The sequence below is a fragment of the Stenotrophomonas sp. 71799_Sma genome, from assembly GCF_056482505.1.
Genome location: NZ_CM151202.1, coordinates 986,910 through 1,000,480, shown reverse-complemented (window position 1 = coordinate 1,000,480; position 13,571 = coordinate 986,910). Strand labels below are relative to the sequence as shown.

The window sequence follows — 13,571 nt, the reverse complement described above, 5'->3', positions numbered from 1 at the left end:
CGCAATGTCGAACGAAACCACCGAGAAGCCCGCCAAGCCGACCAAGGAAGCCCCGAAGGCTCCGAGCGTCGAGCGTAAGGGCAAGGCCGAGATCACCCGCAAGACGAACGGCCTGGTCATCGTCAACTACAAGCCCGAGGACAAGTAATGTCGCAGCCGGGCAAGTCCGAAGTGACCGTCAGCCTTGACGGCATCAACGGCCAGCCGACCCCAGGTCAGCAGCCGCCGCAGAACTCCCAGGACACCCAGCAGCCCGCACCGGGCGCGCAGGGTGGCACCGATGGCGAGCGCCTGTTCGGCGGCAAGTACAAGACCGTGGAGGAGCTGGAAGCCGCCTACGCACAACTGAGCACGCCAGCCGACGACAAGGGTGGCAAGGGCGGCCCCGCGACCATCGACGACGCCACCGCGGATGACGCGCGTGACGCCTTGGCGCGGGCTGGCCTGAACCTGGACGACTTCGCCACCGAGTTCAACTCGAACGGCTCGCTGTCCGAGGAGAGCTACAAGAAGCTCCAGGACGCGGGCTATCCGAAGGAGCTGGTGGACGTGTACGTCGATGGCCTGCGCGCTCGCGTGCAGACCTACGAGAACGCCGTCTACTCGCCCGCAGGTGGCAAGGCCGGTTACGACGGCCTGGTCCAGTGGGCTAAGACCAACCTGAGCGCCGAGCAGAAGCGGGCGTTCAACGAAGCGGTGCAGTCCGGCGACGCCGGCCGCGCAGCGCTGGCAGTCCAGGGCCTCGTCGCCCTCCGTGGCGGCAACGGCCGCCTTCTGAATGGCAAGACCGCATCGAACGCCGATGCAGGCCCCAAGCCGTTCCAGTCGCAGGCGCAGGTCGTCGAAGCGATGCGCGATGTGCGCTACCACCGTGATCCGGCTTACCGCGCGGAAGTCTCCGCCCGCCTGGCCGTGTCGCCGCTGTTCAAGTAATCCACTCAACCTCAAGCAAGGACTAAATGTCGGACGCAATCCCCTCCCGCCTGGGTCAAGCCCAGGCCAACGGCGACGCCTGGGCGCTGTTCAAGCAGAACTACACTGCTGAAACCATCACCAGCTTCGTCGAGAACTACAAGCTGGACGGCCGCGTGTCGGTGCGCAACATCGAGAGCGGCAAGTCCGCCTCGTTCCCGAACGTCGGCACCATCGGCTCCGAGTACCATGTGCCGGGCACCGAGATCAAGGGCCTGGTGGTCGAGCACAACGAGACCATCATCACCCTCGATCCGATGCTGATCTCGCACGCCTTCATCGCCAACATCGACGAGGCGATGAACCACTACGACGTGCGTTCCGAGTACACCCGTCAGCAGGGTGCGGAGCTGGCGCTCAAGCGCATGCAGAACGAGCTGCGCTGCGCGATCCTGGCCGCTCGTACCACCGAAGGCAAGGTCGAAGGCCAGCCGGGTGGTGCCATCATCAAGGCCGCCACGATGGCCTCCGATCCGACCGTGCTGGCCGATGCGTTCCGCAACGCCCGCATGCTGTTCGACGAGAAGCTGCTGCCGGACAACCCGCAGGAGTTCACTGGCGCACTGGCCCCGGCTCAGTGGTATCTGCTGACCGAGAACAAGGACTTGATCGACCGCGACATCAACGCGGAATCGAACGGCTCCTACGGCCAGGCGATCATTTCCTCGGTCGCCCGCATCCCGCTGGTGAAGATCAACGCGATGCCGCGTGTCGATGAGTCGGCCCTGGCCTCGATCCCGGCCAAGTACCGCGGCAACTTCGCGGACACCGTGGGCGTGATCTTCCACCGCTCGGCGGTCGGCACCCTCAAGCTGCTGGACCTGTCCCTGGAGGACGTGTACCAGGGCGAGAAGCAGGGCACCCTGATGCTGGCGAAGTACGCGCTGGGTCACGGCATCCTGGCTCCGCGCGGTGCCATCGAGCTGTCGAAGGCCCCGTAAGCAATACCGCGCCGTTGGGCAAATCCCGCGGCGCTTCAATCTCTCTCCATCTACGGGGGACATCCACATGGGTGTCCCCCGTTTTTTTGCCCCGAATCCATGAACCTCGAACTCACTCCGACCACGGAACTCGAAGCCGTCAATGTGCTGCTCGGTGCTATCGGCGAAGCGCCGATCAGCGACCTCGAAGCGCTCGGCAACCTGTACGCCTCGCAGGCGCGCGACACCCTCCGCGCGGTGAGCCGCGAGGTCCAAACCGCTGGCTGGTGGTTCAACACCAGCGAGTCGTTCACCTTCACGCTCAACGCGGAAGGCAAGGTGCTGCCGCCGCAGTCGATCCTCAAGCTCGTCCCCGCACGCGGAAGCGAGCCGCTGGTGATCCGAGGCACGCGCCTCATCAACCCGCTCACCCTCGCCGACACGTTCTCGTCGGCCCCCACCGCCGACTTCGTGACCTGGTTCCTCGCCTACGAGGAGCTGCCCGAGTCGGCCCGCCGCTACATCGCCGTGCGCGCTGCGCGTCTGTTCCAGACGAGCGTGCTGGGTAGCGACCAGCTCTACGTGTTCACCGAGAAGCACGAGGAGGAGGCATACCTCATCTTCGCGCAGGAGCACGCCGACTTCACCTACGCCCGCGGCCACAACTTCCTCAGTGGCTCGACGGACGTGTCTGATATTTGGGACCGCTGATGCCGCTAATCACGGGGGACTATCCCTCGTTCCTGGGAGGCGAGTCGCAGCAGGACGATACCGTCCGCTCGCCGAACCAGCTCACCAAGGCGATCAACGCCTGGCTGCATGCCGCAATGGGCGCTGGCAAGCGCCCGCCCGCCGAGTTCGTTGCTGGCCTTGGCGTCACCCTCGATCACGACTGTGCCTTCCACTCCATCGTCCGCGATGAGAACGAGCGCTACATCGTCGCCGTGGGTCACCGCAGCATCCGCGTGTTCGACCACGAGACCGGCAAGGAATACACCGTCAACGCCACGGGCGACGCGCTCAACTACCTGGACACCCAGGGACAGCGTGCGTGGTCGTGCTTCGCGCTGGCGACGTTCTCCGACACCACCTTCATCGTCAACCGGCTGGTAGACGTGAAGCAGAGCGATGAGCTGTCGCCCGGTTCGCTGTACGGATCGGCGCAAACGATGTCCGACCTGCCGAAGCCCGGCGACAAAGGCTCGGCCGTTGTGCCGACCGGCGCGATCTACAACATCATCGGCTCGTCCGAATCGCAATTCGACGACTACTACGTCCAGAAGCAGTCCTCCTCGGTCTACCTGGAGGTCGCCCGGCCGGGCATCAAGCACCGCTTCGATGCCAAGACGATGCCGCACATCCTCAAGCGCATCCCCGATCCAGTGCATGCGGACGGCTTTTGGTTCTCCTTCGGTGGACCGGAGTGGACCGCGCGCCTCGCGGGTGACGAGCAAAGCAACCCGTTCCCGTCCATCGACGGCCAGCGCATCCGCGAGGTGTTCAAGCACCGGGACCGCCTAGGCTTCCTGGCCGGGGAGAACGTGCTGATGTCCGAGGTCTCCGATCCGTTCAACCTCTGGCGCACTTCGGTGACCCAGGTGCTCGACGCCGACCCCATCGACGTGAGCGTCAGCGGGTCTAACGGCGTCACCACGCTCTACCACGCAGTCCCGTTCCAGTCGGCCCTGTTCCTTGCCGCTGCGGGCGGCCAGTTCCTCCTGACCGCCGAGCCGTACCTGGCCGCCAAGAACGTCAAGAGCGATCCGGTCAACAGCTACAGCAGCTCGCCGTACATCCGGCCGAAGCTGATGGGCGAGTCGCTGTACTTCACCGAGGACAGCGGCGCATACGCCAGCGTGCGCGAATACTTCATCGACGACCTGTCGGTGACCGGCGACGCCGCCGACGTGACGGCGCATGTGCCCAAGCTGATGCCGGGCCGCATGCGAGCGATGGCGAGCGCAAGTGGTGCCGACTGCGTGTTCTTCGCTCCTGACGAGCCGACCGACGCGCAGCTCTACGTCTACTTCGTCCGCTGGATCGGCGACGAGAAGCAGCAGTCCGCATGGACGCGCTGGTCAATCTCCGGCGTCGGTCGCATCGTCCACATGCACGCCATCAACGACGTGCTGTACGCCGTCGCGGAAGCCCCAGGCGGCGGCTGCGAGCTGCTCAAGTTCCGCATGGTGCTCAACCAGCACGACACGGATGCCACGGGCGACTACAACTTCCTGCTCGACCGCATGCTGGTGGTGCAGCCCACCTATCAGCAGTTCGGCAACGAGACCTGGATCGACCTGCCCTACATCGTGCCCGATGGCATGACGGTCACCGTCCTCAAGACGGACGACTGGCAAGACCCCGGCGCGTACCTGGACATCACCAAGGCGCGCTGGGACAACGCCCGCACCCGCCTTGCGCTCCCCGGTAACCACACCGAGGGCCGCGTGGTCGTCGGCATGGACTACGAGCACCGCCTCACCCTGACCAAGCCCATCGTTCGCGGTGGGCAGAACCAGGCCGTGCTGGTGGGCCGCACGCAGGTGCGTGACATCGAGGTCGCCTACAAGGATGGCGCGTACTTCGAGCTGGAGGTCGAGCAGCACGGCAATGGCCGCGTCGAGACCTACGTGGCGTCGCACTCCGGTGCGTACACCGCGCGCGTCCTCAACGACTCGGTGTTCCGCACCAGCGCCCCGACGTTCCACTCCGGCTCTCGCCGGTTCCCCGTGCTGGGCGACGCCAACAGCGTCCGCATGCACCTCGTCAACCGCCTGCCGTTCCAGTGCTGGTTCCAGTCAGCACAGTGGCGCGGCATGTTCGTCTCCCGCAGCCGAGTATGACCCTGACCTATCGAAGCCCCACCGCCAGCGACATCCTCCACGTCGCCGAGAACATGCGGCAGGAGGACATCCTGGAGGTGGCGGCTTCGCATGGTCACACCCCGCTCCAGGCGCTCGCATTTGCAGTGACCGCGAGCGACCGCAGTTTCGCCGCGATGCACGACGGTTCCCCCGTGTGCATCTTCGGCTTCAGCCAGCACGCCGAGGGTATCGCCTCGGTTTGGCTGCTGGGCACCGACGCCCTGGTGGCTCCCACGTTCTGCCGCACGTTCCTCCGAGAAGCTCGGCGGATCAGCGACGAGTGGTCGGCCACCTTCGGCACCATCTTCAACTTCGTCGATGTCCACGCCGTCACCACGCGGCGATGGCTCGGCTGGCTTGGCTTCCGCGAGAGCGGCGTCGAGTCCGCCTACGGCTTCGCCAAGACACCCTTCGTCCGAGTAACCAAGACCCCATGTGCAACCCCGTAGCAGTCCAGGTCGGTATCGCCGCAGTCAGCGCGATGGCGACCATGTACGGCCAGGATCAGAACAACAAGGCCATCGAGGAAGCCGCGGAGCGTCAGCAGGAGCAGATCAACGACCAGGCCGCCGAGCGCACCCAACAGCGCATGGAGGAGGCCCGCGCACTGCGATCCGCGATGCGCGCCTCCGCAGCAGAAGCGGCAGTGTCCGGCAACTCGGTCGAGCTGCTGGCGAACGACATCATGGCCCAGGCTGGCCGTGACGTGGCCCTCATCGAGAAGAACCGCAGGAACGGAGTCGTCGAAAGCGGCTCCGAAGCACGCGCTCGTATCCGCACCGGCAATGCCGAGGCGCTGGGCGGCGTGATGCAGTCAGGCGCGAATGCCTACAGCAACATCCAAACCTACAAGCGCTATTCCATTCCCGGAGACGAGTAACCCGTGGCTCGCACGAAACCCCAAGAGATCATCCGCCGCGCGCAGGTGCCGCAGCGTCTCGCCGAGCGCCCCGTTCTGGCGGTGCAGGCTGACCAAGCGTCCTCCGCTGGTGCCGGTGTCCTCTCTCGCACCGCCGCTGCGGTGCTGACGCGCGTCTCGGATTCCGTCAACTCGCAGATGATCTCAAACAGCCGCGAGCAGTACAGCGCCGCGGCGACCCAACGTATGCAGGAGGACGCCGAGGGTACGCCCCGGCAGGCCGAGGACTTCGTTGCCCAGCAGTCGGAGTCATGGCGTCGCGGCTACCTCAAGGCAGACGGCATCATCCGCGTCCGCGACTGGCAGATCGAAGCGGCCAAAGAGATCGCCAAGGCCGAACCCGGCACCGACATCGAGCCGCTCATCAAGGAGCGGATGGCTGCGCTGACGCAGAACCCCGAGTTCCAAGACCCGCAGGTCCGCAAGGCCCTGATGCCGGTCGCCATGCGCGCCGCGCAGCAGGTCCGCCAGCAGTGGCAGGCCGACTCGATGCGGGAAATGCTGGTCCGGCAGAAGGAGTCGCTGACCGCGATCATCCGCGACGGCATCAAGGGCGGCACGTTCCTCACTTCCGAGGGCATGAACGGCCTGTACGCGATGCTGGACCAGGAGGAGTACGCCTATCTCAACAAGCGCGACGTGGACGAACTCTACGTCGAGGCCGCCAAGGAGGAGCTGGCCGCAGGCAACCGCGATCCTCAGTCGATCCTGGCGTTCCTGGAGCAGGACCGCGGCGACGGCCAGCCCGGCTTGATGAACACCGAGCACGGCGACGAGCTGCGCGCGGCGGCTGCCGCTGGTGCCCGCGTGATCGCACACCGCGAGGACGAGGCACGCAAGCAGGCGATGGCCGAGGCAGAGTGGACGCTCCAGGGCCTCGCGGATCGCGGCCAGCTCACCCACAAGACCATCGACACCTGGGCCAGTAAATTCGGCCTGAGCGGTGGCGACCTCCAGTCCTTCAAGCGATACTGGAACAACCAGCAGGAGCAGACGCTTCGCCGCTGGGAGCAGGAAGCGAAGGAGCGCGCCCGAGAGGAGCGCATCCGCAAGCTGGTAGCCGGGGGCAATCCCTACGAGATCAGCGACGCCGACCTCAAGAAGCAGGCCGGTAAGGAGTGGGAGGAAACCCCGCAGGCCGCACGCGGCCAGGTGCTCCAGAAGTGGGCACGGCAGGGCATCGTCATCCCCCAGCTCGAACGCATCCTCAAGCGCGCTGACCCGGCGTTCCAGGAGAACTTCCAGAACGCCGCGACGCTGTACGAACAGCTCCGCAAGGTCTCGCCCAAGTACGCCGATACGGTCGCTGGCGGCGAGGCTGCCGCAATGCTGGACCAGTACCTCTACGACACCCGGCGCAGCGGTCAGTCTCACCAGGAGGCCGCTCGCGTCCTGACGCAACCGAAGCGGGAAGTCGAGGAGGCCCGCTCGGTCATCAACGACACCTGGAAGTCCGGCATCAAGGACTACCTGGAGATCGACGGCAAGCCGCGTGACCCGCGTGAGCTGCACCGCATCCGCCAGGAAGCCGAGCGCATCGCCTCGCGTGGCGGAGTGTCCGGCGAAGCTGCCATCCGTGCAGCGGTCGGTCAGATCGACGCCCAGCGCACGACCGTCAACGGCCGCCGCGTGCCAAACATCGGCATGCCGCAGGGTGCCGAGCCAGCGGTAGACGAGCTGATCCAGACGGTCGCGCGCAAGCTCGGCCGCGACCCGGATGAGCTGTCGGCCCTGCCCAATCCCCGCAATCCGGGGCAGTGGCAGATCGTCGGCCCCGACAACTGGCTGATCCCTGACCCGGACACCGGCCGCGCCATCGGTTTCGACCCGCGTGCCATCGCGGCACAGCACCAGCGCTGGAAGGGAGACCTTGCGGAATCCCAGGCGCGTCGTCGGGTCGAGCAGCGCACCACCTGGGCGGACCAGTCCCGGAACATCCGCGACCTGCGCTCGCAGTCGGCGACCACGGAAGTCCCTGCGGCCATCGCCAAGCGCGACGCCAGCGCCGCCGAGGCTCCCGCCTTCGAGCTGCCCAAGTTCGACCTCACCAAGCCGCTGGTTCCCAACGCGGGCACCAAGCAAACCACCACCACCCCGGCAGTCCCCGAGGACTTCCTGGAGTACCTGACGAGGAAGTAAGACCGCATGTTTGAATCCCTACCCGGCGCAGACGAGAACATCGTCAAGCCGGCAACCCAGCAGCCCATCGTGCAAGCCGTGCGCGAGCGCAAGGAGCAGCGAGAGGCCGCGGAGCGCCGGAAGGATCAGACGACCGTATGGGACGGATGGGGCGCTGCCCAGGCAAAGGGCGGCATCGGCTTCATCGACCGCTTCATCACCGAGCTGGGCTACGAGCCGCAGCAGGGCTATCGCATTCCCGCAGACGCGCGCAAGCGCTGGGAGTCGATGGGCCTGCGCCCGGAGCAGTGGGAGCTGTTCGGCCGGGCCACGTCCGACGAGCACCTCTCCTATCTGGAATCCGTGGCCTTTATGAATCAGATGGCGGACGACGACCTGGCGCAGTTCGGCCTGGGCGGACAGATCGCCCTCGGCTTCACCGACCCGGTGGCAACCGGCCTCGATCTCGCCACGGGCGGCCTGGGGTACGCAGCCAAGGCCGGACGCCTCGCCAACGCGGTGCGTTCCGGTCTACAGGCTGCGGGCACCTCCGCGCTGATGTCGGCCGCAACCTCCACCTACGACCCCGAGCAGACGCTCGCGGATGGCGTGCAGAGCGCCGCCCTGTCGTTCGCGTTCGGTGGTGCCCTCGGCGCTCGCCGGGGTGCCCTGTTCGACGGCGAGGTGAAGCCTGACGTGGTGAAGCGGCTGGCCGGTGACGACTCGCTGTCCGCCGCCCGCGTGGCAGGCACCGCCGCCAACGACCTCACGCCAGGCGTCCTCCCGCTGCGCAACGAGAGCGCATTCGAGCAGGAGTTCACCGACAAGGCGCTGGTCAACGCGCACATCACGCCCCACTTCGCCACCGTCCGCCGCGACCTTGCTGCCCGCATGGGTAGCGCCAAGTCGCCGCTGGTGCGCGAGGCGGGCCGCCTGCTGTTCCGCGATGGCGTCGGCTACACCGATCGCTCCGTCGCGGTCCAGGAGTCCACCAGCGAGTTCGCCAAGCGCCACCTGGCCGTCATGGAGACGGAATGGCGGAGCGGAGTGAACGCCGCATGGGACGCCTACAAGCAACGGACAGGCACCCATTGGTGGAACTTCTCCGAGCGCGCAAAGTTCAACGAGGAGGTCGGCCGTGCCGTGCGCGGTGCGCCTGACGTATCACCGGAAGCCGCCAAGGCGGCCGGCAGCGTCGCCAAGGCGATGCGCGATGCGCTCAAGCTGGCGCAGGACAGCAACCTCGACGGCTTCGCCAACGTGGCGCAGAACGGCAGCTACCTGCCGCGCTACTGGAGTGGCAAGGGCTTCAAGCGCCTGTTCGGCGAGATGCAGCTTCACCAGGACGACGTGATCGAGCAGCTCATCAAGCCCGCCATGCGTCGCGCCTGGGAGGCCACCACCGACGAAGGCGACGAGATCGACGACGAGCTGCTCGGGGCGGTTGCACGCTCCTACCTCAAGCGCGCCCAAGCGAACTTCGAGGGCGACGGGATGGACCTGCTGGTCCGCCCGCTGGACAGCGATTCGGTCGAGGAGATCGGCAACATGCTGACCGAGGCGGGCGTCTCGCCCGTGCGGTCGCAAGAGCTACTGTCCAAGCTGGAGCGCAAGACCTACGAGTCGGGCAAGCTCGACCGCGCGAAGAAGCGCATCGACCTCGACGAGACCTACTCCACCACCATCCGCAACGAGGCTGGCGAGGACGTGCAGGTCTCGATGGCCGACCTGTTCGACAACGACGTGGACTCGGTGATGACCCGCTACATGCGCGAGATCACCGGCTGGTCGGCGCTGTCGTCGAAGGCTGGCATCAAGAACCGCGCACAGCTCGACCGCTTCGTGTCGAAGCTCAAGAGCGACGCCCGCAAGTCCGGCGACGACGTGAAGGACATCGAGCGCCTGATCGACATCGGCCTCAAGTCCACCTTCGGCCGCAGCACCGAACTCGATCCCGCCAGCCGAGGCGCACGCTACGCGCGGTTCCTGCGCAACTGGAACTTCGCCCGCGTGATGAACCAGGTCGGCTTCTCGCTGTTCGCCGAGCTTGGCCCGACCATCGCGCATGCCGGTCTCCGCAACTTCTGGAACTCCGTGGGTGCCGCCCGCGACTTCCTGGTGCGCGGCGCTGACGGCAAGCTGTCCTCGCAGGAGGCGCGCGTCATGGAGCGGCTGTTCGCACCCGGCACCGACTGGCTGCGCAACCCGCCGTTCCTGCGCCTGGACGAGGATGCGCTAGTGCCGCAGACGTTCAACGTCAAGCACGGCGAGAAGATCGACAACGCGATGAACATGGCGACGCACGTCACCTCGGTCGCATCCGGCATGGCCCCGATCAACACGATGCTCCAACGCATCGCCGGTCGCGCCACGCTGCTGCGGCTGCTGGACATGGCGAACGCCAAGAAGCTGTCGGACGCCGAAGTGGCCCGCCTGCGCACCTGGGGCCTCGACGAGAAGGCCCAGGCCGACGTGTTCGGCTACCTCAAAGGCAAGCGGCAGATCGAGCAGATCGACCCGGACAAGCTGCCGTTCCAGACGCGCGAGCGCATGGCGGCCTTCCTGTTCCGCGTGACGCGACACCAGGTTCTCGAAGGTGACGCCTCGGACAGCATCGAGCTGATGCACTCCACCACCGGCCGCATCGTCACGCAGTTCCGCAGCTTCATGGTCAACAGCTACACCCGCCACTTCCTGAACTCCGTCCACCACTACGACGACTGGCGCACCTACGCGATGGTCGTGCTGTCCACTTCGGCAGCAGGCATGGGCTGGGCGGCTCGCACGTACATCAACACTGCGGGCAACCCCGAACAGCGGAAGAAGCAGCTGACGCAGGAGAACTTCTACAAGAACGCTGTCGCGCAATCGAGCTGGTCGAACGTGATCCCCGCGGTCACCGACGCCGTGTGGGCGGACGCCTTGGGTAACGACCCGGTGTTCGCCAACAACCGCTCGACCGGCCTGGAGAACGGCGTGATGGGCATCCCGTCCATCGACCTGTTCAACAAGGTCTACGGCAGCACGCGGATGATCGGTTCGGCCATCCGCGACGATGAGGAGATCACCGAGAAGCAGATGCGCGACTTCTGGAAGATTTGGTGGTTCAACAACATGACGGGCGTCCGCAACATCGCGGATCAAGCCCTACAGCAGTTCCCTGACCGCAAGGACGGGACTGATCGACCGTAACCAGGAGGCCCTTCGGGGCCTCCACCTTTTTGAGGACGCATGATCGAACTATCGCGCGGCCTTTCCTTCGTGCTCTACACCTACGAGGGAGGCCCTACGCGGTTCACCGTGCCGTTCCCGTACATCGCCCGCGAACACATCCGGGCGTTCGTCGGTGAACCGGACGCGGCCCGCGCTGTCTCCGTGTCGTGGGTGGACGCCAGCACCATCGAGATTCCGTCGCAGGATGGCGTGCTCGACGCACCCTACACTGTGACCATCCGGCGATTCACGCCGATTGACGCCCTCCTGGTCAACTACAAGGAAGGCGCAAACCTCCCGGCGCGCGACTTGTCCAAGTCGTTCCGCCAACTGCTGTACGCACACCAGGAACTCGCCGAGTTCGGTGGTGGCAGCGGCCTCCCCGGTGGCGGCCCCGGTAACCCCGGTGGCGACCCGGACCTCAACGCAATCATCGAGCAGCTCCTCCGCTCGCCAGCACTGCAAGACCTGCTGACCCGCATCGACCTTATCGACGTGAACGCCGAGGCGATCCTGGAGGAAATCATGCGCTCGCACGAGTTCTTCGACGTGCAGCGCGACTATGGCGACAAGATCAGCACGGCCACCCACGAGATCGGACTGCTGACCGAAGGCAACAAGGTCATCGCGCAGCAGATCATCGACCTGTTCGCGCGGGTGGACTACGGCGAGCAAAGTAGCCAGGCACGATTCCTGGAGGTCAATCGCGCCATCGCTGACGAGCGCTCCGCGCGCGTCGAGGCGATCACCGAGCTGCAAGGCCAGGTGGTCGAGAACGGCAAGACGATCTCCGCAGCGCTCAACCAGCGCATCGACGAGGTGGAGAGCACCACCGAAGCGGCGCGTGCGGCCACCGAGCAGCGCCTCGGCGCAGAGATCGAGGACAGCGCGGCGCAGGTCCGCACCGCGGTCATGGCCGAGGTTGACGCAACCAAGGCCCGCGTGTCCGACGTTGAGACGGCAGTAGTCCGCCACGGCGAGAACATCGCTGGCCTGGCCGAGACCACCGAAGCCCTGACGGACGCCGAGGGTGCCAACACGGCATTCCGACAGCAGATGGCGGCCAGCTACGGCGCGAACGTGCCGCAGGGGATTGCCAATGAGATCGACGGCCAGGTGTCGGCGGTTTCGGCCGCCTTCGAGCAGCGCATCGACACCGAAGCGTCCGCGCGCGAAGCCCTGGCTTCCCAGGTATCCACGCTGGAGACCAGCACCGCGCCGACGATCTTCTCGGACGCGCAGCCCTCCCCGCCCGCTGGCGGCTTCAAGGTTCCGACCTTTTGGGTCAAGACCGTGCAGACCGGCGCGTACCTGACGCAGATTTGGGATGGCACCGGCTGGCGCAAGGCCGACCTGGATGTCACCTCTCCGACCGGCGCGCTGGTGCAGCAGCTCAACACCACCAAGATCACCGCCGAGCAGGCACAGGCCATCGCGGCCACGCAGGTCCAGGCGTTCAAGGACGGCGACTTCGCCACCATCCGGCAGGAGTTCAACGTGGTCGCCGGGCAGCACTCCGGCATGTACGGTCAGTGGCAGGCCAACTACTCGGTCAAGATCAACGCGGGCACCATCAACGGCGTCCCCGTGGTCGCCGGTATCGCCCTCTCCGCCAACCCGCAGACCGGCAGCGACTTCATCGTCACCGCGGATCGCTTCGCCTTCGTCCACCCGCAGTACACCTCGGGCGGCACCTTGGCGAGCATCAAGTATCCGTTCGTGATCGGCACTGTCGGCGGCCAGTCCACCGTGGGCATCCAGGGTGCGCTGGTGGTGGACGGGACGATCACTGCGGACAAGATCAGGGTGAACTCCCTGGCCGCGCTCACGGCAAACGCAGGCACGATCAACGGCGGCACGTTCAAGACCCACACCCTCGACGGCAACGGCAACATCGTCAACGCTGCCGAGTTCCGCGTGGAAATCTCCAACCTCGGCGACTGGCCCCTGTGGGTCGGCTCCGGCGCGAAGAACGCCAACAACGCGGTGTTCTACGTGGACCGCAACGGCGGCGCGTTCTTCCGAGGCCGCGTCAATGCTCCCAACATCGTTGGGCAGTTCCAGTCGGCGACCGGCGTGTGGTGGACCGGGGCAACGAGCCTCTGCTACCAGGCGGGCAACAACTTCATCCCGCTCGGCGATTGGGTGGCGATCCACGAGTTCTGGCTCGGCGCTCCGGTGCTGGCTGGCGAGGGTCATACGCCCTCCGTGTCGGTGACCGTCACCGCGAACACGCGCGTCTACGGGCTGCACGTCATCTTGGAGGAGCTGCGCGACTCTGTGTGGGTCGTCATCGCCTCGCACGAGCCGCCGATGTACCGCGCGTTGATTCAGCAGATGGGCGGCGACGGCAACACCTTCACCGCGTCCAACTTCTACACCTACGAGCAGTCGGTGACGCTCTCGGCGTCCGGCGCATGGACAGGCGGTGCCCGCGCATTCCGCGTGCGGTGCCGCGCATCCAGCCCGCCTCCGCAGGTCCACGGCTACGACGCCCCGGCCTACCCGAACTACCTCATCACGTCGATTGGCGGCTTCGCCTTCGGCATCCGATAACCCTCAGAG

General features: G+C 66.2%; 10 protein-coding genes. All 10 read left to right on the top strand.

The genetic code is table 11. The features are described from left to right. Positions 1-4 precede the first annotated feature (4 nt). The 10 genes from ACZK4Z_RS04605 to ACZK4Z_RS04560 all read left to right on the top strand — a co-directional run bounded on the left by ACZK4Z_RS04605 (position 5) and on the right by ACZK4Z_RS04560 (position 13,562). Positions 5-148 (top strand): hypothetical protein, encoded by a 144-nt coding sequence (locus tag ACZK4Z_RS04605; protein WP_004154577.1) that lies wholly within the window; start codon positions 5-7, stop codon positions 146-148. Then, entirely contained in the window at positions 148-933 is a 786-nt protein-coding gene (locus ACZK4Z_RS04600) for a capsid assembly protein (protein WP_005412404.1), read from the top strand. The genes ACZK4Z_RS04605 and ACZK4Z_RS04600 overlap by 1 nt, the downstream gene beginning before the upstream one ends. Before the next feature lie 26 nt (positions 934-959). Beyond that, positions 960-1,913 carry a major capsid protein gene (locus tag ACZK4Z_RS04595; RefSeq protein WP_005412403.1) on the top strand — a complete coding sequence of 318 codons (954 nt, stop codon included), beginning with the start codon at positions 960-962 and terminating at the stop codon, positions 1,911-1,913. A 99-nt stretch (positions 1,914-2,012) separates the two neighbouring features. Then, on the top strand, positions 2,013-2,603 hold the full coding sequence (locus ACZK4Z_RS04590; RefSeq protein WP_005412402.1) for a hypothetical protein: 591 nt from the start codon (positions 2,013-2,015) through the stop codon (positions 2,601-2,603). Then, positions 2,591-4,735, top strand: a complete 2,145-nt coding sequence (locus ACZK4Z_RS04585) for a phage nozzle protein (protein ID WP_143565846.1) — start codon at positions 2,591-2,593, stop codon at positions 4,733-4,735. The genes ACZK4Z_RS04590 and ACZK4Z_RS04585 overlap by 13 nt, the downstream gene beginning before the upstream one ends. Next, positions 4,732-5,205 carry a hypothetical protein gene (locus tag ACZK4Z_RS04580; protein ID WP_005412400.1) on the top strand — a complete coding sequence of 158 codons (474 nt, stop codon included), beginning with the start codon at positions 4,732-4,734 and terminating at the stop codon, positions 5,203-5,205. The genes ACZK4Z_RS04585 and ACZK4Z_RS04580 overlap by 4 nt, the downstream gene beginning before the upstream one ends. A 32-nt stretch (positions 5,206-5,237) precedes the next feature. After that, positions 5,238-5,636 (top strand): virion core protein, T7 gp14 family, encoded by a 399-nt coding sequence (locus ACZK4Z_RS04575; RefSeq protein WP_032961812.1) that lies wholly within the window; start codon positions 5,238-5,240, stop codon positions 5,634-5,636. Positions 5,637-5,639: 3 nt separating this feature from the next. Then, positions 5,640-7,814 carry a hypothetical protein gene (locus tag ACZK4Z_RS04570; RefSeq protein WP_032961810.1) on the top strand — a complete coding sequence of 725 codons (2,175 nt, stop codon included), beginning with the start codon at positions 5,640-5,642 and terminating at the stop codon, positions 7,812-7,814. A gap of 69 nt (positions 7,815-7,883) precedes the next feature. Continuing rightward, positions 7,884-10,985, top strand: a complete 3,102-nt coding sequence (locus ACZK4Z_RS04565; protein ID WP_234500153.1) for a hypothetical protein — start codon at positions 7,884-7,886, stop codon at positions 10,983-10,985. 39 nt (positions 10,986-11,024) lie between these two features. Further along, complete coding sequence (locus tag ACZK4Z_RS04560) at positions 11,025-13,562, top strand: phage tail fiber domain-containing protein (protein ID WP_005412396.1); 2,538 nt, start codon at positions 11,025-11,027, stop codon at positions 13,560-13,562. The last annotated feature ends 9 nt before the right edge of the window (positions 13,563-13,571 follow it).